This is a genomic window from Nocardia sp. BMG51109 (genome assembly GCF_000526215.1).
GTDB lineage: Bacteria > Actinomycetota > Actinomycetes > Mycobacteriales > Mycobacteriaceae > Nocardia.
Genome location: NZ_JAFQ01000004.1, coordinates 190893 through 211659, shown reverse-complemented (window position 1 = coordinate 211659; position 20767 = coordinate 190893). Strand labels below are relative to the sequence as shown.

Sequence of the window (20767 nt, the reverse complement as noted above, 5' to 3'; positions counted from 1 at the left end):
AGCAGAGCGGTGGTCTGACTACTGGGCATTGGTCCCCGGCAGTTCATCGCGGTGTGGGTGCGCCGACAAGGCCGGGCGAAATGTCATTCGTCCGTCGTAGCGAGTACGGGCAACCACCGGACGGCGTGGTCCTTGAAGGACTGGTGCTCGGGCACGAGGCTGGTGTGGTCGTCGAGGGACATCAGTGTCACGCCCATCATTTCGGCGTCGTCGTCGAGTGCGGCGACGGTGCTGCCGCAGGTCGGGCAGAATCCTCGTCGGGTGGTTGGGAAGGTGGCGTACCAGTGGGGCTCGCCGCCGGGGCCCGTCCATTCGAAGGTGTCGTTTGCGAAGTCGACCCAGGCCATGACCGGGCATCCGCCGAGTTTCTGGCAGTGCGGGCAGGAGCACAGGTGCGGCCAGTCGGGTTTTCCGGTTGTGCGATATCGGATCTGCCCGCACAGGCAGCCGCCTTCGTACATCAAAGTCTCCTTATGGTCGGTGTTGTGACTGCGTCGTCTCGGCCCCTGGTCGAGGCGTCCGGTGCTCGCGCGCGACCAGCGTAGAACCGTGTCCGATCGGACTTATGCTCGTTGACTAGAAACATGCCGAGTGCAGGAATCGGTGGATGTCGCGGATGCCGCTGGCGGCCATGCACAGTCGTTCGATGCCGATGCCGAGCCCCACGCTGGCTGCGGGGACGGTGCCGGCGAGGATGGCCTGCTGGACCAGGTGTTGTTCGGCGTTGTAGAGGTCGATTGCGGAGGCGCGGGTGAGGAATTCGTGGGTGTTGGTCTCGTCTTCGTAACCGTGGATAACCTCGATTCCGTCGATGAATACCTCGAACCGGTTGAGGACGGCGACAGTGTCGGGGCGGCGCCGAGCGCATGGTTCGTTTCCTCCCAGCGGCAAGTCGACCAGAAAGGTGGCGCAGCCGAGAGTCAGTGGCTCGATCTCGGAGTGCAGATAGGCATCGAGCAGTGCGGGGAGCGGAGTTTCGGCCGGCATTGCGAGGTGGTCGGCGAGGACGTGCGATTCGAGCGGTTCGTTCTTGAGATCGATCCCCAGAGTGGTCCAGACGTGGTCTGCGACCGACAAGTGGACTATGTCGCCGGAGTACGCCAGTCGCACCATCCGCTCTGCCAAATCGAGTAGGTAGGTGTAGTCCTCGTCGGCGGCGTAGAGGTCGAGCATGGAGAATTCGCGGTTGTGGGTGGCGTCGGGGATATCGGTGCGGAAGCACGGTCCGATCTCGTAGATGCGGGGTGTGTATTGGAGGTTGTATCGCAGTGCGGGCCCGATCATGCTGCGTAGATACCCGGGCGCGCCGACGGTAGCGGTCGGGCGGTTGCCGGTCAGATCGTCGGCACGCCGGAACGTGGGTGTGACAAGCTCCTTGAATCCTTCGTCGTGGAGCATATTGTGGAGGCTCCACAGCAGTTCGGACTTGACGGTGATGGTGTCGTTGTCGAGCACGGTCGGTGGCCTTTCGTCACGAGTACGGGTCAGGCGAAGTAGTCCTCTGCGGTACCTGCGCGGGCGGTGTCGAGGGTGAAGCAATGGAATCCGCCGCCGAACAACCGGCGGTGGCGGTGCTGGACCGGTACGACGGTGAGTCCGTGCTTTTCCAACGTGCGCATAAGGTCCGGGCACAGTGAGTTCACGATGACGGTCTCTTCATCGACCGACAGCACGTTGATGTCGATGTAGCGGCTGGTCAGATTGAATCCGAAGTCGCTGTAGTCGGGGAAGACGGACTCGTCCTGCTCGGGCGGGTACATGATGTCCCACCGTTGCAAAGGCTCCGGCAGGGTGTTTAGGTAATCGGGGGAGCGCAGCATCAGCAGGCCGGGCCGGAGCGGGACGATGATGCTGTCGATGTGGCTGTCGGCAACGGCGTCGAGGCGATGCCATCGGAACTGCGGCAGGGTGCGACGCAGCCAGTCGAAGCCGAGCCGGTGGTTGGCGTTGGCGATATTGACCAGGATGTCGAGCCCGAATCGCATGCATTGTGCGCCGTCGAAGATCAGTTCGTGTCCGAGTCCGGGGATAGGCCGGGTCGCGGGGTCTTCGACCAGTCCGGTGAGATCGAAGTCGTGCGCGTCGTGGTACCCAGTGTCGAGCGAGGCGCGGGCCAGCGCGGGCCGGGGCATCGCCAGCCAGCCGCAGCCACGGGCAAGGTAGCCATAGAACAGGGGCTTGAGGTAGTCGTTCTCGAACACCCGCCCGCGGATGTGTGGCGCGGTTTCGACGATCGTGTCGCCGAGCACGATTGTCTGGTCCCGGACATTCAGCGGCGGCGTCTCCACCGCGTTCCACCACGGTGAGCAGATCGTGGCACGGTCGGTGACCGGCTGCGGGCGCAGCACTCGCACGCCGAGATCGCCGAGGGCTTGTACAAAGCCGTCGACATCTTCTGCCAATTCGTCGACCAGGCGGGAGGGGATCGCCAGCTCGCGGCCGATGCTCGGGTCGGGGGTGACGTTGTCGAGGTAGAACAGCTGGAAGCTGGTGTCGAGGTGGTGGGAGGTATAGGACGCGGGGTCGCCGACGATCACTTCCTCCAGGCGGGTCCACTCGTCGAAGCTATTGATGCTGTGGCTGGGCTGGGTCATGGCTGTCCTGTTTGAGACGGCGGTGAGACGTGCTCGGTGTGAAGTTCGGCGATCAGTACGAATTGCGGCCGTTGTTGATGGGCTGCAACCGGGTGACGATGTCGTCGAGAACGCTGGGGATGTCGGGGGTGGACCGACGGCGGACGAAGAACCCGCTGCACCACGCCACCTCGGCCCAGCCGGCGTACTCGCGGCGCAGGAGGCGTTCGGCTTCCGGGAGCTGGCGCCAGCCGACGTTGGGAAGGAGGTGGTGTACCGGGTGATACATGTCGTCGTTGTGACCGCCGAGCAGATGCCGGGTCAGCCAGTGTGAGGTCCAGCCGCGGGTCTGCCGGAACGGGTCGTCGTTCTCGATCAGCCCGGCATGGTTGCCGAGATCGGTCAGCCAGGTCACTGCCGGACGGACGACGATCAACGGGATCGCCCAGTAGAGGGCGAAGGCGCCCAGTCGGCCGGTAGCGGCTGCGGACGCGGTAGCGGCCGACCAGAGGCTCCAGCGTGCCAGCGCCGCGCCCCAGCTTTCGTCCGGCGACTTCCCTGCGAGCTTCACCATTGCGGACGCGGGCAGGGTGGAGACGGCGTTGCGGGCGAGGACGTGAAAGGCGAACGCTGCCTTGCTCGGTCGCGGGTGGTGCGCGTTGCGCGACAGGTACGACTGCAGCATCGGGTCGTCCGGTGAGCCGAGTTTGGCGTGGTGGAGGCGGTGGCTTCGTTTGTAGGGCGTGAACGGTTCCCCGAGCGTGATGGTAAGGACGTGCCCTAGTAGCAGGTTGGCGCGCCGGGATCGTGTGAGCTTGGTGTGGATGCACTCATGGGTGAGGTTGGACAGGTGACGTTGGCGCACACCGATGTAACTCGCGCACGCCAGTGACGCGGCCGGGTGGCCGACAGCGGTGCCTAATGCGGCGGTCGCTGCGACGACTGCGTAGTCGCGCACCACATCCATCGGGCCTTCCGAGCGGCTACGGGCGCACAAGTCATCCAGTCGCTGGGTCAGTTCTGGCCCCAGTGCGCGCCGCACCGGTCCGGAGGCACCGGCCGACGGCCGGCGGCGAGGTTTCTGCAGGTTGACTGTCATGGGGCAACTCCGGGAATTCGAAACGAAGCGAGTTGTGGCGCACCCCACCGACGCGGAGGGTGTGCCGCGACCGGTGTTCCCCGGTGCCCGCACGGCAGTCGCGCGGGCACCGAGTCCCCGCCGAGGATTCAGGACACGTCGGGGCGGATGCCGGTCTTCACGGCGTCGGGCCGCACACCGGTCTTGAGCACGGCGTCGGGCCGCACACCGGCTTTCATGGTGTCCGGCCGGACACCTGCCTTGAGGCTGGCGTCGGGCCGAACACCGGACTTCAGGGTGTTGTTCACTTTCTTTCTCCTTTCACCGTGCGAGACAACTGCTTTGCCTCGCGGGACCGCGCGGGTCAGGTCGTGGAACGGGCGCGAGCAGTCAGGCCGGACCACCAGTGGGCCATGCCGTCGAGGATTTGCAGCCAGCCATCGACGATCTGCGGAAGATCGAGACCGAACAGCTGGTACTCGCGAATGAAGCGGGCGATGCCCTCGATGTGGGCCGCTTCGACGCTCAGCCCTTCGACGGTCGCGGCTTCGTGGCCTTCATCGAGGTGCAGTGAGTAGTAGTAGTAGTCCAGTTGCGGCAGTTGGCCGCTCGCCTTGCCGACAGCGAGCCGCCCGTAGCGGTCGGTGATCGACCGCAACAGCACGGTTTCGTTGATGGCGACGCCCTCGGTCGCGTAATAGCCCCCGCAGATCCGACTGACCGACGACCCATCGACCAACCAATCGTGTAGCGACACCAGCGTCACCGTCTCCGGCGCAGGAACGTGACCGTTGACCAGCAGACCCAAATCGGTCAGCAGTGCACCGGAGTACAGGGTGTAGTGTGCAGGGACCTTCCCGCGCTCGCCGCCCTCCTCCAGATGGTTGCGGCGGAACTCGTGCGCGAGTTCCATGCACCCGCCCTGCACTGCATCGGCGGCCCGGCGCAGGAAATCAGCGTTGTAGCGAGCGAAGACACTCAGCTCCCTGATATACAAGGCAGCCTGGTCTCGTGTCAGAGTCTCGGGCGATACTTCCTCGGTGATTTGCGCGAAGACATTGTCCATCACGGGGACCAGGTGCTTGTCGACCAACTCGTCCCCGCTGATGTCGGCCGCCCCGTTCCGCAGGACTTTGCTGATCACGGTGTGAGTCGCTGGATGCTGGTCCAGATAGGACTGGACCTTCGACACGGACATGGTGATCACGGCTCCTTGGTGACGGTGAGAACGTCAATTCCGCCGGTGCGCAACAGATCCCACAGTGCGTCACCGTGGAGAGCGTCGGTCAATGTGATGGTCTCGCCCGCAGCCAATCTGGATATGGCAGCGGCCCAGTCCGGCGACTCCGGAACGGATAATGTTATGCCGCGCACAGTGATTCGAATGCTGAGGGCATCGTCGATGCCGTCGATGGCGTACAGCCGGAACGGGGAACGCACCCGCATCCGGGTCGCGCCGCCTGCGAGTGCCGCTTCTGCTTCCCGTGCGCTGTCGAGTCGTCCCAGGTCGTGCTCGACGGTCTCCCAGCCGCCGTTGCTGAGCACCGCCTGCCACCGCTGCGTCACCTGTGCGTAAACATGCTGCGGCAGAGCCCGTTCCGTGGTTTCAAGCATGTCACTGGCAGCAATCGCCAGCGCCGCCGCGACCGGCTCCGGGCCTCCGTCGATGGGGTACATCGGCGACGGAGTGTCGTCGACGACCACGGACTCGAGCACGGTCGGAAGCACCGACCGGGCCAAGAGCCGGGAGTCGGGATAGGTGTAGAAGGCGATAGCGATCGACACGGAGTACTCGTCCTGCACGCCGACGTGGAAGACTCGCCGCGGCAGAAACAACACGTCACCCGGTTCCAGGTGGAATACCTGACCGTGATCCAGCAGCCAGCTGTAGTCACCGAATGTCGGTGCGCCCGAACCGGTCAGCTCCCGGTACAGGTCTCCGGACCAGCAGTAGAAGTGCTTCACTCCGGGGCCGAGATGCACCAGGAATGCGTCCTCGTACCCCTCGTGTACACCGAACGCGGTGCCCGCGTAGTTGCCGGCGAACGCGACCTGCTCGCATCCGCCGATCGGTACGCCCCAGCCACCGAACGCCGACTCGACCAGCTGACCGAGAACCGACGACAGGATGGGAGACGTTGTTTCGAGGTTGTTGACGACCAGACTGAACCGGTCGGCGCCGGTAAGGCGTTGCATCCACGACACGAACGGCTCGTCGCCGTTCCACGGTGCGCCGAGCACGGTGTCGACCAGGGAGTCTCGCCGATCCTCGCCGACGTACACCCTGGCGCGAGCAGAGCTGGGATCACCGTCGGCCGCCGCTCGGCGCAGACGCTGCAGCCCTGCCAACACCTCCGCGTGTCCCAGCACGTCGGTGGGAACGAGATGTTTGAACAGCACCGGAACCGTCGCTCCGGCCGTCTCGGACCGGAACCGGTCAGACCAGAACTCGCGGGAGGGCGGCCAGGTTTTCACCGTCTCTTCGGCAACGGTCATGTCACTCGCCCCCTCTCCGGGGATGTCACCTGATTTTTCACGGTCGGCTCCTTCCGTTCCGTTGGACTCCGCTCCATCGAAAGCGTTTCGTCGAGACGTGACCGATGGGTGTTGTATCGAAATGTCAAGCGCACCAACGGTCTTGAGGTGGTCTTGCCAAGGTGTCCGCCCGGTCAAGCCTGTCGCATAGCGAAACTGGTCTGTGTCCACGACATGCTTTGCTCCCCTCGTCATCTGGGATGCACTCGGCGCGAGTGCGAAGCTGTCGTCAGTTCAGCAGGCGTCACGGGTCTCGCGTGAACGGCGGGCTGAGAGGGTGCTTCGCCTCGAGTGCCTGCCTTCAAGTTTCGCGGGCTCTGAAGTAGCCGCGTAACCGCGTAGTGGTGGGGTACCGTAGGGCTACTGTGGGGTTTTCCCTGGTAGGGCATCGAGTGCGTAGGTGGGGCAAATGGTGCGGGCACGGGAATGGACAGGCTTCGAAGCCGCCGCCTTGCAGGAAGCCATGCGCAAATCCATCCGTGAGTACGCCGCGCTCCTCGGAGTGGAAACGACGACGGTCACCAACTGGCGGTCGCGCTTGGGTACGGCAACGCTTCGATCGGCTACCCAGGCGATTCTCGACACCACGCTGGAGAGACGAGCAACCGACGTCGAGCGCATGCGGTTCGACGAAATCATCGCCGAGGGAGAAACGTCCTGGCGGGCACGCCACAAGCCAGCGACCGGGCGACACGAATCTTCCCGCGCGGCAACGGCACTCACCGTCCCGGCCCCGGACACGACCGCGTTCGAAACGCCTACGGACATCATTCAGCGGATGCGGCGGTTACGTAGCAGCGATGTCGACGACGGTGTCATCGCCGTTGCTGAAGTTGCACTGGGCGGCATCCTCGATCGATACGAACTCGAGGGGCCGGTGCGGTCGGCGCCGCAAGCACGCTCGTTGCGCCGAGAAGTCGAATCCTTGGTCGGGCAATGCCGCCAACCCGAGCAATTGCAGCGGTTACATCGTCTGGCCTGCAAACTATCGGGCGTCCTCGCGTACATGGCTGTCAACCGCGGCGCATTCGGTCACGCCACCATCTATGGACAAGAAGCCCTCGCCATCGCGGGTTTCCTGCGGGACCGGAACCTGGAGGCATGGGTTCGGGGTACGCAGAGTTTCTGCGCGTATTACCAGTGTGACTACACTGCCGCCGTCGAATTCGCCCAGGAGGGTATTCGACGGGCAGACGATGGTAGCCAGGTCATCCGCCTGTATGCCAATGGGCTGGCGCGTGCGTTGGGGAAGATGGGAGATTCCACGGGTGTCGAGCGCGCGATCGACGCGGCTATGTCGACCGCGTCCTCGGTGGAAATCCCCTCCGGTTTGACACCAGCGCTCGCGTTCGTGCCTTTCAGCGAGGCGCGTCTGCTCGCCAACGCAGCCACCGCGTACTTGTCGGCCGGCGAGTACAGCAAAGCACTCGAATGCGGACAGCTGGTGGAAAACCAAGTCAACGCATCGGACTCGGTGTGGAGCCGATCGCTGGTTCGCTTGGATGTCGCGACAGCCCTTGTACGACAACGCAATCGCGACATCGACCACGCGATGGACCTCGGAGGTGAGGCACTCGACACCTCACGAGACCGACCCATCCGATCCGTGTGGCAACGTGCCCACGAACTCGCCGAAACCGTCACCACGGTGAAGACAGGCAAGGTCCGCGACTATGTCGACCAGCTCCGCGAATGGTCGGAACAGGCCGAACCCGTGACCACGCCTGAGGCTAGGACTGAAGTGCGATAACTGCGCACTCGTCCCACCGGTACTGGTGATCGACGCGCTCCAGCCGGACCAGGGCCACCGACCGGACGAACTCCGTGACCGGATCGACGTCACGCAGTCGTGCGACATCGGCGACGACCGGGCCCGCAGGGCGACGTCGATTGTTGTAGGCAATTCCCAGGTGCGGCCGGAACTCGCTCGTCGACCGCGGACGTAACGACGGCCGGACATCGATCACACTCTGCCGAAGGCGAGCATGCAACACCGAAAGCCGATCCCACGGAGCCAGCGAGAACCGCACCGCGCTCGGTGAACCGGTCAACGGCCCAACCTGCAACGAGAAGGACTCGAAGTCAGCCAGCCGCGCCTGCGCCGCAGCAACGAGCACCTCCAGATCGTCGGCACCGACGGCATCTGCTGCAGCGACTTTCAGCACAGTCGCATGAAACCCATCGCGGGGAACCGGATCCAGACGAAGGTGGTCGAGGCGCCGCTGGCAGTGCTCTGCCAACGCAATCAGCGACGGATCGTCGAAGGTCAGATACCAGTAGTACGCCGCATAACCGGTCGGCCACGGCTTCAGAGTCCAATGATCTTCCAACTGCCCGAGCCTCGCGTAGGCGGACCAATCATTATCTCGAATAGCGTCGACATCGGCGAGTGACGCCGGTGGCTGCGGAGGGAAAGGTGCGCTACCGGTCCGCAACTGGGATGACCCGTCCGGCCGCTGAAATGAACTGCACGAGCACGGCGTGCTCATCCGAGGGCGGCCGGCTGCTCGACCGCCAGGTCCCGCTCGATCGCTTCGAAGATCCCAATGTCTGTCTGCTGTTGCCAGGCGGGCAACTGGTCCCACGGCGCAACATAGCTCGGCTTGGGATCGGTTATGTGCCTATAGATTTGCGCTATCCAGCAAATCGCGACGAACTGCCCTTTTGTCTCCGGGCTCAGCCGCGACGCCGCCCCGTCGGTCACGGCGATGAAATCGGCGACCTGACCGTAGACCGTCGCCGCACTGACACGTTCCCACTCCGGCGTGTCCTCCCACGGCGCGATGTAGCTATCCTTCGGCGTACCGGGATAGTATTCGGTCACGCCAGCGATCCACGCCGCTCGAAACACCTTGCCACCGTGCACGTTGTCGCTGTCCACAATGTCCCTCTCAATGTCCGGATCATCCCGCCGCCAGCGTAGCGATCCGGTGCTTCAGATGGGCGACATGGTGATCACTTTGCAGTCCGCCTAGACGCCGGCACAGCTGGATCAACCGCTGTCGAAGATAGGCGGAGACCTGCGCGGGACCGCTCCTTGTTGGCTCATAACCCAGAGGTCGCAGGTTCAAATCCTGTCCCCGCTACTAGCGGAAACGGCCCCGGAACCACTGGTTCCGGGGCCGTTTTCCGTCGGTTTGGCATCACGGTTGGCAGACGTTGGCCTGTCTGCTTCTGGTTTGTTGGTTCGTCGGAGTTGCTGGTGGTGGGGGTCCGGGTTCGATCGGTTGGCCGGCACCGTTGCGCATGTGGGGGAGTATCGCGGATCGGTTGGTGTGCGGGCTCGGACACGCTGAACGCTCGGAAATGCCGAGAAGGCGCACCAAACGAGGCGGCTGCCGCCCGCCGGATCGCTGCGCCGTCGTGTAAAGGCTGATGTGAGCGAATCGTGTTCGGTAACGTCGCGAGCCGTGGTCGACAGTGTCGAAGTTCGTGCCTCGGGCCTTTTGGCGATCGGAGACGGTCACGAGGTCTATTGGGAGGAGTCGGGAAGCGCTGACGGCATCCCCGCGGTGTATCTGCACGGCGGTCCGGGTGGCGGCCTCGGCGCCGGTGCCTACCGAAACAAATTCGATCCCGCGAGATTTCGCATCATCGGTTTCGACCAGCGTGGCTGCGGGCGATCGGCTCCGCACGCCACAGCACCGGGTTATGACCTGAGCAAGAACACGACTCCAGATCTCATCGACGATATCGAACGGATTCGCGAACACCTCCACGTCGACCGGTGGCTGGTCAACGGCGCCTCGTGGGGTTCGACGCTGGCACTGGCCTATGCACAGGCCCACCCCGCGCGGGTTCGCGGCATCGTGCTCGTGGCGGTCACCACGACCGACCGTTTCGCGGTGGACTGGATAACGGAAACGGTGAGCGCCATCTACCCCGAGGCATGGGATCGCCTCGCCACACACGCCGAGCAAGCGGGCATCGGCTACCGCCGCGGCGACGGGCGGATCATCGAGGCCTATGCGCAACTGATGACGCACGAAGATCCGGCGGTGCGCGACCGGGCAGCACGTGCCTGGGCGGATTGGGAGGACCACCACATCTCCATCGGCAGCGGTGGCGTGCAGCGCAACCCCCGCTGGGAGGACGCCGAGTTCCGAGAACTCTTCGCCACCCTCGTCACCCACTACTGGGCCCATGACGGCTTCCTGACACCGCCGATCCTCGAACGCATGGACCGCTTGCACGGCATTCCTGCCACCCTGATCCACGGTCGGCGCGACGTCAGCTCGCCCTCGGGCCTCGTCTGGCGGTTGCACCGCGCCTGGCCGGACAGTGAACTCATCATCGACGAGGGCGGAGGCCACGGCGGCACGGCAATGGGCCAGGCATGGCACGCCGCCAACACACGCCACGCCGACAGGCTCGACGCCGGGCCCAGCATCCGGTAACCGCGATCTCCGGCTGCACGTCGGTTATCGCTGTGGCGGAACCGTAGCGTCGAATCCGACACGACGACAGCGCCATCGGCGGCGAAGGTATAGGTGTGGCGGAACGAGACCAGCGGGACCCGTACGTCAGTGACCTCCGGCTACCACAGGCTCCACATCCACTACGACCGCCCAGTCGTCTCCCGACCTGATGTAATCCGCCCCCAAAGGAAGCGGAAGCAGCCTCCCTATTGGGCGGAATAAGGCGGAGGCGATTTCCGGTCAAGCCGCACCGCAGTGTCGGCCGTCACCGTCTGCTGCGCTGCACTGCGGACGGCGGAAGCGTCCGTCATGGTCGCGTCCACCCTGACGCAGTGCGTGGTAACTCAGCGGCGGGAGTCCGGTTCGGTCAGCCGAGAGTTGCATAGTGGCCTAGGGGGCAGGTTACAACGAGTCCGCAGCCCCGCACCCTGGAATCCGTTCCTGTGTTCACAGTGCCCCGGCTGGGGAGTCCCGTGACAGCGACATGTTATCGGCTGAGTCCGTCCAGCAGGAGGTCGCCGAGTTCCGTGAATGCGTCTCCGGGGGAGAGGCCGGTGGCGTCGAGCAGGGCTCCGGATTGGAGTGCGTCGATGGCGACTGCGACGACGTGGGCGGCGAATGTGCCGTTGAGGTTGCGGAATGCTCCGGCGCGGACGCCTTCGTCGATGAGTTCGTGGACGCGGCGGGCGGCGGCGTCGGAGTTGCGGCGGTAGATCCGGGCGGTCGGGGCGTAGCTGACCATGTCGTCGTAGAAGGCGGGGGAGTGCCGGTGCATGGCCGTGCCGACACCGGAGAGATAGGTGCGGATCCGCTGGCGCGGGTCGGTCTCGGCGGCGACCTTGTCTTCGATTTCCTCGGCGGCCCCGAGGAAGAAGCGTCGTGTGATGGCTTGTACCAGTTGCTCTTTGGATCCGGCAACGCTGTAGAGGGTTGCCTTCGAGCAGCCGAGGCGCTGGGCCAGTTCGTCCATGGTCACCGAGGTGAACCCTTCGGACAGGACGATGTCGCCGGCCTGGCGCAGCAATTCCTCGACACGGTCGCCGGCGACGGCGCGTCTGCGTGGGCTTCGGCGCGGGACGCGCGCTTCGGGGATTGCCGACATGACTCAAAGTTTCGCATGCCGCGTGCCTCTTGCCGCCTGGAGACGTTCCAGGGTACGTTTCAAATATATAAAGTACCCAACTGAGTACCCAACGGAGGGTTTCATGGCTCGGGATCCGAACGTGACTACGGAGGGCATCTCCGCGGAGGTCCGCGAGATCATGGAAACCTTCTCGGTTGCCGACGCCGATCCGGTGTGGTTGTTGTGCGACCGTCACCCGGCTGACGCGGTGGCGTTCACGGTCGTCGAGCTGGACGGCTCGACCACCGACCTCACCTTCGGTGAGCTGCGGGAGCGGTCGCAGCGTTGCGCGGGCCTGCTCGCCGAGCTCGGTGTTGCTCGGGGTGACCGAGTGGCCACCTTGATGGGTAAGAGCGTTGATCTGGTGACGGTGCTGCTCGGGATCTGGCGGGTCGGCGCGGTCTATGTGCCGTTGTTCACCGCGTTCGCGGCCGGTGCCGTGGCGTCCCGGTTGTCGGGAGCCCAGGCGAAGGTGGTGGTGGCAGACGTAGACCAAGCCGGCAAGGTGCCCGACGGCGCGTGGATGCTGCTTGTGGCCGGTACCGAGGCGGTGGGGGGTTTGACCGCTCGTCTGCAGGTGGCGCGCCCGTTCGAGGGCAGTACCGCGATCGGGGGCGAGGGCGCATTCGTGCACATGTTCACCTCGGGTACCACCGGCGCGCCGAAGGGGGTTGTGCACCCGCTGCGTTACGTCGGGGGATGGCAGGCGTACCTGCGTTTCGCACTCGGCGTGCGGGAGGACTCGGTCTATTGGTGCGGTGCGGACCCGGGCTGGGCCTACGGGTTGTACTCGGCGATCGTGGCGCCGATGGTCCTCGGGCTGCGCTCGGTGCTGCAACGCGGGGGATTCGGTGCCGCCGCGACCTGGCGCACGCTGGCCGATCTCGCTGTCACCGACTACGCCGCCGCTCCGACTGTTTTCCGGTCCCTGCGCGCCAGCGACGTTCCGATACCGAAAGACCTATGCCTGCAACGGCTTTCGAGCGCGGGCGAGCCCCTGACCGCTGAAGTCAACGAGTGGACGGTCGAGGCGTTGGGCTTGCGGGTGCACGACCACTACGGGCAGACCGAGGTCGGGATGACGATCGGGTTCCCGCATCATCACGATCTCGAGGTCCCGGTGGTGGCGGCGATGGGCGTGGCGCTGCCGGGCTGGTCGGTGACCGTTCTGCAGGACGGCACGAGTGAGCCGGCAGCGGCCGGCGAACTCGGGCTGCTCGCCATCGATATCGCCGGCAGCCCGCTGATGACCTTCACCGGCTATTCCGGGCGCGACGCCACCGACCGGTTCACCGCCGACGGGCGCTTCTACCTCACCGGCGACCTGGCCCTCCGCACCGCCGAGGGACTGCTGAAGTTCTCCTCTCGCGACGACGACGTGATCATCATGGCGGGATATCGGATCGGCCCGTTCGACGTCGAGTCCGTCCTCGTCGGCCACCCCGCCGTCGCCGAGTGTGCCGTCGTCGCCGGGCCCGACTCGGTGCGCGGCGAGGTCATCGAGGCTTTCGTCGTGCTGCGCCCAGGCGTCGAGTCTTCCGGCGCACTGGAACATGAACTGCAACAACACGTCCGGACCGGGTATGCCGCGCACGCGCACCCGCGGCGGGTGCATGTGGTGCCGGAGTTGCCCAAGACCGCCAGTGGCAAGATCCAGCGTGCCGAGTTGCGGCGCCGTCTGCGCGCGGCCGCCGAGTCCGCGCAATGACCGTCGTGTCGGACCCCGTGGTGCTCGTCGAGCAGATCGGCGCGGTGCGCTCGTTCGTGCTCAGCCGGCCGCGGCAACGCAACGCGTTGAACCCCGCGCTGGTCGACGCACTGGCCGAGGCGCTGGCCGCCGCCGAGCGCGACCCGGCCACCCGGGCGGTGCTGATCCGTGGTGCGGGGCCCAGCTTCTGCGCGGGCGCCGATCTGCGGCATCTGCTGACCCTCGCCGAGGCGGGTGAGTCGCCAGTGCCGTTCCTGCGCACCGTTTCCGACCTCACCCGGCGCATCGAGGTCAGCCCGCTGCCCGTCGTGGCCGTCCTGCACGGGCACGCGGTCGCCGGCGGCCTGGAGATCGCGTTGGCCTGCGATGCGGTCCTGGCCGAGAGCGGCACGCTGATCGGGGACGGACACATCCGCAACCACCTGGTACCCGGCGCGGGCTCGGCAGTGCGCATGCGCCGCAAACTCGGTGACTCGATGGGCCGGTGGCTCGGTCTCAGCGGGGAGTTACTGCCCGCAGAGCGGTTCCTCACCGCAGGGTGGCTGCACAGCGTCGCCGAACCGGGAAGGGGCGCGGCCGAGGGGCTGCGCGTCGCGGAAACTCTTGCCGCCGCAGCGAATCCGGCTCAGTCGGCGCTGAAACGGCTGTTCGCCGAACTCGACGATCAGCCCGCGGTCGAGGCGGGGCTGTCGCTCGAGCTCGCCGCGTTCGACCGGCACTGGGCCTCGCACGACGTACCGCGTGCTTTACGCCGGTTCCTCACCCGTCGCGCGGCGAGCTGAGCTCGCTACGCACCAGAAAGGAAAATTCGTGAATCGCTATGCCGGACAGACAGTTCTGGTGACCGGGGCCGGTCAGGGGCTCGGGCGGGCGATGGCCCACCGCTTCGCGGCCGAGGGTGCTGCGGTGATGATCGGTGAGATCAACGAGACCACCGGTACCGAGCTCGCCGAAGAGCTGACCGAGAAACACGGTACCCACGCCACGGCGCACGTCCTCGACGTGACCGTGTCGGGCGAGGTGAACGCGTGGGTCGAGCAGGTGTACACCGACCGTCACCGTATCGACGTCCTGGTCAACAATGCCGGGATCATCCGCGACAACCGCGCCACCGACATCAGCGACGACGACTGGCACGCCGTGCTCGACACCAGCCTCTCGGCCGCCTTCTATTGCCTCCGCGCCGTACTGCCGAGCATGCAGGAGCAGGGTTACGGCCGCATCCTGTCCTTCTCCTCGATGAGCTGGCGCGGCAACTACGGGCAGGCCAACTACGTGGCAGCCAAGGCCGGGATCGTCGGCCTCACCCGCACCATCGCCTTGGAAGGCGCCCGTCACGGCGTCACCGCCAACGCCATCGCCCCCGGACTGATCGAGACGCCGATGCTCGCATCGATGAACGGCCCGGCCCGCGAGAAACTCGTCTCCAAGGTTCCGCTGCGCCGCACCGGCGATCCCCGCGATATCGCCGAAGCCGCCGCCTACCTCTGCTCACCCGCAGCCGGCTATGTCACCGGCGTCGTCCTCGACGTCGACGGCGGCCTCGGAATCGGTTCGTCCATCCGCTGATCCGGATGCCAATGATTATCGCGCTCCCAGCGGGCGCGGTCGAACACCATTCTTTAGGAGCTCCAAGCAATGCCTCCACGGAAAAGCCTGTACACCGCCGGTGCCATAGCCACCGTGTTGTCGATCGCCTTGTCGGGATGTTCTTCCGATGGCGTCGCCCGCAATACCGGTCCCGATCCGTCCGGACAGCCCACCGCCCGCGCCGTCGACGCACCGGCGCCTGAAGCCGTACGTAACTGGTTCCACTACAGCCGATCTGCCGACTTCGACAGCATAGAATCGACAGTCCAGGTACCGACCCGCGACGGAACCCTCCTCGACTGCACGCGGAATCAGCCCGGCAACGACGGAAAACCCGCCCCCGGACCCCATCCGGGAGTGGTCATGGAGTTCACGCCCTATGAGATAAGCGCCGCGCCGATGCCCGGCTCCTACTTTGCCGAGCACGGTTACGACGTGCTGGTCTGCAATGTTCGTGGATCGGGAAACTCCGGGGGCGAGTATCCGAGCTGGTTCCAGCCCCAGGAAGCGGCAGACAACTACGACCTGATCGAATGGTTGGCCGCCCAGCCGGAATCCACTGGCAAGGTCGCCCAGATCGGCGAGAGTTACGGTTCGATCACCGCCTACCGGGCGGCCGCGCTCAGGCCCCCGCACCTGACCACGATCGTGCCGATAGTGTCGCCGACCAACATCTACGCCGAGTGGGTCTATCCCGGCGGAGTACCGTCGGGTCGGAACCAGTCGTGGTGGGCCAACGAGGCGCCTGTCATCGACATGCAGGCCCACGCCGGTACCGCAGCGAGTTTCCAGAACCACCCGCTGTTCGACGACTACTGGAAGCAGGCCGTCACCACCAACAAACTCCGCGATGTGCAGGTTCCGGCCCTGCATATCGGCGGCTACTCCGACATCTTCAAAGAAGGCAGCTTCGACGCTCTCGCACAGCGGCCGGACAAAACCTGGCTGCTCACCGGGCCGTGGACCCACAATGTCGAGCTGCCGGAGCCCGGCGATCCCGAAACCGCGAACGCCGCGCTTCCCACCGGCGCAGTCCTGCAATGGTTCGATCACTGGCTCCAGGACCGGCCCGAGGCCGGCCTTCCGCCCTCACGAGTGGTGAGCTACGAATCCACCTCCGGTGCGGGACAGTGGACACAGTCCGATCAGTGGCCTTCTCCGAACGCGAAGACGCGCCGTGTATTTCCCGTATCGGATGGAACTTTGAACACCACAGCCCCGGCCGCGGGCGAAAGCAGCTACTCGGTCAATCCCAACGACGGCCCCTCGGTGGATGAACTGGGAACCATGCCCACCGATCCATCCCAGGACCAAGCAGCCTCGGAAGCCGCCGCACCGCCGAACCAGAGTGACCGCTACGGAACCACCGATCCCCGCACCACGTTCACCCTGCCTGCATTCGACACCGACACCTCCGTCGAAGGACCCGTCACCTTCCACTTCGAAGCATCCTCCACAGCACCGGACACCTACTTTGTCAGCAAGCTCGAGGTCGTAACAACCGACGGCAAGGTTTTGCCGATCGAAACCGGATACCTCCGCGGCCAGCTGCGCGAAAGCTTGGAACGTACCGTTCCGATCCCCGTCGGAGAACCGGTCCGGTACCGAATCGACCTCGGTAACACCCACTGGAAATTCAAAGCCGGTGAACAACTGCGGATCACCCTCAGCGGTGGCGACTCACCGAAGATCACCCCCAACGCGCCGGCCGGCATCATCACAATCCACCACGGCGCCGACACCTACGTCGACATACCCACCGTCGACTGAACCGACACCGATGAAACCGGGCACCACCAAGCGCCCGGTTTCATCGGTGCTGTTGCACATTGATCCCTCGGAACATCGCACAATGACACTGGCTACCAACGCTTTTCATCCACTACTGTCCGAGTGTTGCTGTCGTGCTGTGTAATTCCTGCCAGCATCGCGCGGTCTTCCGCGGTCGGCGCCCGTGTGCGTCTTGGGGTACAAGAGGCAAACCTCGACCACCCGTATACCCACTCGATGACATCGGGCCACTGTCCGGCAATCATCGTTCCCGTCACACCGTCCGGCCGCCACGGCGCCATCACATGCTCGTCGAGCACGCTCAGCGCGATGTTGGCCAGCAGTTCTCGGAGTACTACGGCGACTCCGCCCCGCTACGGACCGATCGGCCGACGATGAATCCAGCCCCGGCCGCAACGCTGGCCGCGTTCGGAAAGGTCAGGCCCGCAACGGTTCCCGTGTTCACTGTGATTCGCTCGATCGAGGAGGAGTCCGACTCTGCCCCTGCGGCCCACTCATTCGGACCACCTCTGGCGCGGCGACGCCGTCTGTCGGCGGCGTGGCTTGGATTCCGCGCACCGCGAGGCTTCGTCCATCACGACATCACGATGCGAGTACGTCACACAGGCCACTCGACGCCGGCCAGCTTCTCCGACACCGTCCATAGCAGCTCTGCCGTGGCAAGATCTCGAGATCTGCTGCCCGACCGCACAACCCGCGGATATCCGCGTGCTCCTGCGAATCCGTCAGGTCCGATGAATGCCCCGTTCGGCGGAGCGTCGAGAGCGGTCGCGGCAAATAGGATCGGCAACGCACCCACCTCTGCGTCCTGCGCGAGAAGGCGGTTTGCAATGCGGCCGATGCGTTCTTGAAGTCGGTCGCCCGCCACTCGCGGCCCGGCCAACTGCAGATTTGTCGCCGCAAACCCTGGATGGGCGGCGATGCTTCGTAGCGGACTCCCGGACGCGGCAGCCTTCCTGGCCAATTCATAGCTGAACATCACATTGGCCAACTTCGAGTCGCAGTAGGCCCGCCACTTGTCGTGCCGCACATCGTCGAAGACCTGAAGGTTCATCCGACCGAGCCGATGCATTGCACTGCTCACCGTGACGACTCGTGCGTCCGGGCGGCTCAGCATGCCGGATGCCAGCAATGCAGTGAGGGCGAAATGGCCAAGGTGATTGGTACCGAAATGCAGTTCGAAACCGTCTGTGGTCAAGCGTGGCGGCATCGCCATCACGCCTGCGTTGTTCACGAGTACATCGGGTGTGTACTCCAGCATCTTCAGTTGGGTTACAAACGACCGGACGGAAACGAGATCCGCGAGGTCGAGCTCCAGTACGGTGAGATCGGCGGCGGGCGTCGCAGCTCGTATTTCGGCTGCTACTTCGTGGCCCCGGGGAACACTTCGACAGGCCATCACGACCTGTGCTCCCGCCCGGGCGCACTCACGGGCGACAATTCGTCCGAGGCCGCTGTTCGCGCCGGTTACGATCACGCATCGGCCGAGCATGGGAGGGATGTTGCGTGCAGTCCACCTCATACGTTGCCCAGTAGAAACTTACCCATCTCGCCCATGTTCTGGGCCATAAGCTTGTCTGCCATGGAGACCGGGCGTTTGAAGCGGCTCGGGGGGCCGGTGATGATCCAGTGCAGCACACGCATACGCCAACTCAGCAACTGGTTCGGCTCCATGTAGCCGAACAGCTCATGGATATTGTCCGCGGAGAAGAAGTCTGCAGGTTTCGTGGCGTCGGAGAAGACGCCGAGCAGACCGGTAGCGTGCCGTGGGCTCTTGGCTATGGCACCCATGAGGTCCAGCTCTTCGGGGCTGTAGTCGTGGAGGTCCGCCATGTCACAGGTGTAGTCGTAGTGCTGAAATGCCTTGGTGTTTCGCGCCTGTTCGTATTCAGCCAGCGCGTCGTTCATGGTGGCTCGGCCAGAGAGCCCGCGATCCAGGGCGGCGGACAGCAACTCGGCACCGCCCATGGCATCGGTAATACCGGCGGCAGTGCAGGGGTCTTTGCTGTAGGAGGCGTCACCGACCAGCGCCCAACCCGGGCCGTACGGCTTGCGGAAGAAGTTCGGCACCGACCCGCAGATCCATCGTCCTGCTTGTTTGCCGGCTCGGAGTCGCGTCGCGAACTCGGGCGCAACCTCCTCGTAGGCGGCGGTGAACGAGGCTTCCGGATCGGTTGTCAGTGCGTCGAACTCACTGGGCTTCCAGGTCATTCCGACAATAGCCAGGCCGTCGTGGGTCGGCCAGGCGAAGCCGTGCTTCTGGTTCGCCCGGACCGTCGCTACCTCGTTATCCAGCGGTAAGCCGTCCCAATACGTCCACCAGCTCTTCGCCCGGGTCGGCTGGACGTTGTACTTCGGTGCACCGACGAGTCGGGCGATCGTCGAATTGGTTCCGTCGGCTCCGACGACGACGTGTGCACGTTCCTCGAACTTGCCACCACTGCGCGCTTTGCCCGCGGCACCGATCACGCTGCCGGCCTCGTCGCGAAGCAGGCTGCTGACGGAGACGTTCTCCCGCAACTCTGCTCCGGCACCGACTGCTGCCTTCACCAATACGTGGTCGAGAACCTCACGGTCCGGCGAATATGCCATGTTGACCCCGTCGACGAGAGGCAAATCGGCCATGATATTGACTGGCCCGGCAGCCAGACCGTATCGATAGATCGGCGGGCAGCCACACGCCAGTATCTCTTCGAGCAGGCCCCATCTCTGCAACTTGGCGACGCCGGGAGGATGTATCAGCCTCGTAGATGTGGGGCTGTCGCTCGGGAAATTTGCCCGGTCGAGCAGGAGGACTTTGTAGCCCATGCCTGACAGCAGCATCGCTGTCGGAGCACCCGCACATCTGGCACCGACAATTATGACATCGTACAAGGCCAACCCCTGCCTGCTGTATCCATGACTCCGTCGCGCCCGCCGGGGGACGCATTGACAAATCGACTGTATAGCTCGATCCGGCGGCACAAAAGCGTTGCGTCGACTCATCCGATAACGCCCGCTTTCCGGCTGACGGGCCACCGGTGATGAGTCGACGTGACCCGTTGACTGCGCAGTCGGCAGATGTTTATCGTGTTTGCGGTGGTGCGGAGATATGCCCTGAGGTGTATCCAGCATATTCATCCAGCGGGGTTTTGAATGTCAACCGACAGGGAGAAGTCATGTCGCCAGAAGACAACCAGCGAACCGTGCAGCGCTTCTATGAAGAAGTACTGAACGGAGGCAATGTCGATTTGATCGACAATATGGTGACAAAAGATCATCGCAGCTGGGAGACAACCGACCCGGTCGGAAACGGAAAGCCGGGCGCCCACAATCTGAAGCGATGGGTTCTCGAGAAGCGAGCCGCCTTCCCTGATATCGAGGTCATCGTCGATGAGTGGATTGTTCAGGGAGACTTCGTCGTCAGTCGCTGGACGTGTCGTGGGACCCACACCGGCGAGGATTTCGAGGGAATTCCGCCGATGGGTGCCAAGATCAATGTCATGGGCGTCGCGATCGATCGGTTCGAGGGCGATCGCACGGCTGAGAGCTGGCTGTTCTTCGATGGTCTGGATTTCGCGAAGCAGCTCGGTGCGTCGATGATTCCGGGGCCTCGGGTGGTGAAACAAATTATGACGAACCGCGTCAAATCATTGTTCTGAGACACGCCTGCCGGAATGCTGTCTCTTGTCGAGTCTAGGAGCCCTCATGTCGCCGTTCGTACCCAGTGCGGAACTGCTCGATGTCCTGCAGCGTGATCTTTCGATCGCAGTTGGTGACCTGAAACGGGATGATCGGTTGATCGAAGATTTGGGCTTGGATTCTGTTGCATTCGCAATTGCTCTCGTAGCGATAGAAGACAGAATCGGGATAAAACTGTCCGAGGAAAAGATGATGCAGTGCACGACGATCGGGGATATCGATGCTCTGCTTCGTTCGGAAATGTCGAACAACCGGGAAGAAATCGTATGA

Annotated in this window: 20 protein-coding genes; 8 read left to right on the top strand and 12 right to left on the bottom strand. The window is 64.4% G+C overall.

Going from position 1 to position 20767, the window contains the following annotated elements:
* Window positions 1-83 precede the first annotated feature (83 nt).
* The 7 genes from D892_RS0102330 to D892_RS0102300 form a co-directional block, all read right to left on the bottom strand.
* Entirely contained in the window at window positions 84-461 is a 378-nt protein-coding gene (locus D892_RS0102330; protein ID WP_024799703.1) for a GFA family protein, read from the bottom strand.
* A 115-nt stretch (window positions 462-576) separates the two neighbouring features.
* Window positions 577-1455, bottom strand: a complete 879-nt coding sequence (locus D892_RS0102325) for an amino acid--tRNA ligase-related protein (protein WP_024799702.1) — start codon at window positions 1453-1455, stop codon at window positions 577-579.
* Between the two features lie 29 nt (window positions 1456-1484).
* On the bottom strand, window positions 1485-2594 hold the full coding sequence (locus D892_RS0102320) for an inosamine-phosphate amidinotransferase (protein ID WP_024799701.1): 1110 nt from the start codon (window positions 2592-2594) through the stop codon (window positions 1485-1487).
* Window positions 2595-2646: 52 nt separating this feature from the next.
* Complete coding sequence (locus tag D892_RS0102315) at window positions 2647-3615, bottom strand: fatty acid desaturase (protein WP_232235958.1); 969 nt, start codon at window positions 3613-3615, stop codon at window positions 2647-2649.
* Between the two features lie 185 nt (window positions 3616-3800).
* Complete coding sequence (locus tag D892_RS47540) at window positions 3801-3959, bottom strand: hypothetical protein (RefSeq protein ID WP_198036814.1); 159 nt, start codon at window positions 3957-3959, stop codon at window positions 3801-3803.
* Between the two features lie 56 nt (window positions 3960-4015).
* Window positions 4016-4849 (bottom strand): DUF3865 domain-containing protein, encoded by an 834-nt coding sequence (locus D892_RS0102305; protein WP_036567926.1) that lies wholly within the window; start codon window positions 4847-4849, stop codon window positions 4016-4018.
* 5 nt (window positions 4850-4854) lie between these two features.
* Window positions 4855-6147: a JmjC domain-containing protein gene (locus D892_RS0102300; protein WP_024799698.1), complete on the bottom strand. Its 1293-nt coding sequence runs from the start codon at window positions 6145-6147 to the stop codon at window positions 4855-4857.
* A gap of 439 nt (window positions 6148-6586) precedes the next feature.
* Here D892_RS0102300 and D892_RS40210 point away from each other — a divergent pair, with 439 nt between their 5' ends.
* Window positions 6587-7936: a transcriptional regulator gene (locus D892_RS40210; protein ID WP_156959343.1), complete on the top strand. Its 1350-nt coding sequence runs from the start codon at window positions 6587-6589 to the stop codon at window positions 7934-7936.
* Here D892_RS40210 and D892_RS0102290 read toward each other — a convergent pair.
* Window positions 7917-8516, bottom strand: coding sequence for a 2'-5' RNA ligase family protein (locus tag D892_RS0102290; protein WP_051498963.1), 600 nt, complete (start codon window positions 8514-8516; stop codon window positions 7917-7919). The genes D892_RS40210 and D892_RS0102290 overlap by 20 nt on opposite strands.
* A gap of 155 nt (window positions 8517-8671) precedes the next feature.
* A complete protein-coding gene (locus D892_RS0102285; RefSeq protein WP_232235957.1) occupies window positions 8672-9067 on the bottom strand; it encodes a hypothetical protein in 396 nt (131 codons plus the stop codon).
* Between the two features lie 529 nt (window positions 9068-9596).
* Between D892_RS0102285 and pip the strand changes: the two genes are divergently transcribed.
* Entirely contained in the window at window positions 9597-10583 is a 987-nt protein-coding gene (gene pip, locus D892_RS0102280) for a prolyl aminopeptidase (protein ID WP_024799694.1), read from the top strand.
* 508 nt (window positions 10584-11091) lie between these two features.
* Here the strand turns inward: pip and D892_RS0102275 are convergent.
* Complete coding sequence (locus D892_RS0102275) at window positions 11092-11706, bottom strand: TetR/AcrR family transcriptional regulator (protein ID WP_024799693.1); 615 nt, start codon at window positions 11704-11706, stop codon at window positions 11092-11094.
* A 103-nt stretch (window positions 11707-11809) separates the two neighbouring features.
* Here D892_RS0102275 and D892_RS0102270 point away from each other — a divergent pair, with 103 nt between their 5' ends.
* The 4 genes from D892_RS0102270 (at window position 11810) to D892_RS0102255 (ending at window position 16795) form a co-directional block, all read left to right on the top strand.
* Window positions 11810-13435, top strand: coding sequence for an AMP-binding protein (locus D892_RS0102270; protein WP_051498962.1), 1626 nt, complete (start codon window positions 11810-11812; stop codon window positions 13433-13435).
* Entirely contained in the window at window positions 13432-14217 is a 786-nt protein-coding gene (locus D892_RS0102265) for an enoyl-CoA hydratase/isomerase family protein (RefSeq protein ID WP_036566653.1), read from the top strand. Before D892_RS0102270 ends, D892_RS0102265 begins: the two co-directional genes overlap by 4 nt.
* Before the next feature lie 28 nt (window positions 14218-14245).
* On the top strand, window positions 14246-15004 hold the full coding sequence (locus tag D892_RS0102260) for an SDR family NAD(P)-dependent oxidoreductase (protein ID WP_024799690.1): 759 nt from the start codon (window positions 14246-14248) through the stop codon (window positions 15002-15004).
* A gap of 114 nt (window positions 15005-15118) precedes the next feature.
* Complete coding sequence (locus D892_RS0102255; protein ID WP_198036812.1) at window positions 15119-16795, top strand: CocE/NonD family hydrolase; 1677 nt, start codon at window positions 15119-15121, stop codon at window positions 16793-16795.
* A gap of 619 nt (window positions 16796-17414) precedes the next feature.
* Here D892_RS0102255 and D892_RS0102250 read toward each other — a convergent pair.
* Both D892_RS0102250 and D892_RS0102245 read right to left on the bottom strand, forming a co-directional pair.
* Window positions 17415-18338, bottom strand: a complete 924-nt coding sequence (locus D892_RS0102250) for an oxidoreductase (RefSeq protein WP_024799688.1) — start codon at window positions 18336-18338, stop codon at window positions 17415-17417.
* A complete protein-coding gene (locus D892_RS0102245; RefSeq protein ID WP_255360288.1) occupies window positions 18335-19801 on the bottom strand; it encodes an NAD(P)/FAD-dependent oxidoreductase in 1467 nt (488 codons plus the stop codon). The genes D892_RS0102250 and D892_RS0102245 overlap by 4 nt, the downstream gene beginning before the upstream one ends.
* Before the next feature lie 173 nt (window positions 19802-19974).
* Between D892_RS0102245 and D892_RS0102240 the strand changes: the two genes are divergently transcribed.
* Both D892_RS0102240 and D892_RS0102235 read left to right on the top strand, forming a co-directional pair.
* Window positions 19975-20457 (top strand): ester cyclase, encoded by a 483-nt coding sequence (locus D892_RS0102240; protein ID WP_024799686.1) that lies wholly within the window; start codon window positions 19975-19977, stop codon window positions 20455-20457.
* Between the two features lie 25 nt (window positions 20458-20482).
* The gene (locus tag D892_RS0102235) at window positions 20483-20767 is read left to right on the top strand and encodes an acyl carrier protein (protein WP_255360205.1); all 285 of its coding nucleotides are present in this window, start codon (window positions 20483-20485) and stop codon (window positions 20765-20767) included.

Excerpts from the sequence above, each read along its gene's own strand:
- D892_RS0102250 (WP_024799688.1), bottom strand. The coding sequence starts at position 18,338 with ATGAGGTGGACTGCACGCAACATCCCTCCCATGCTCGGCCGATGCGTG.
- D892_RS0102270 (WP_051498962.1), top strand. The coding sequence starts at position 11,810 with ATGGCTCGGGATCCGAACGTGACTACGGAGGGCATCTCCGCGGAGGTC.
- D892_RS0102265 (WP_036566653.1), top strand. The coding sequence starts at position 13,432 with ATGACCGTCGTGTCGGACCCCGTGGTGCTCGTCGAGCAGATCGGCGCG.
- D892_RS0102275 (WP_024799693.1), bottom strand. The coding sequence starts at position 11,706 with ATGTCGGCAATCCCCGAAGCGCGCGTCCCGCGCCGAAGCCCACGCAGA.
- D892_RS0102305 (WP_036567926.1), bottom strand. The coding sequence starts at position 4,849 with ATGTCCGTGTCGAAGGTCCAGTCCTATCTGGACCAGCATCCAGCGACT.
- D892_RS0102245 (WP_255360288.1), bottom strand. The coding sequence starts at position 19,801 with ATGAGTCGACGCAACGCTTTTGTGCCGCCGGATCGAGCTATACAGTCG.
- D892_RS0102300 (WP_024799698.1), bottom strand. The coding sequence starts at position 6,147 with ATGACCGTTGCCGAAGAGACGGTGAAAACCTGGCCGCCCTCCCGCGAG.
- D892_RS0102330 (WP_024799703.1), bottom strand. The coding sequence starts at position 461 with ATGTACGAAGGCGGCTGCCTGTGCGGGCAGATCCGATATCGCACAACC.
- D892_RS0102240 (WP_024799686.1), top strand. The coding sequence starts at position 19,975 with ATGTCGCCAGAAGACAACCAGCGAACCGTGCAGCGCTTCTATGAAGAA.
- D892_RS0102320 (WP_024799701.1), bottom strand. The coding sequence starts at position 2,594 with ATGACCCAGCCCAGCCACAGCATCAATAGCTTCGACGAGTGGACCCGC.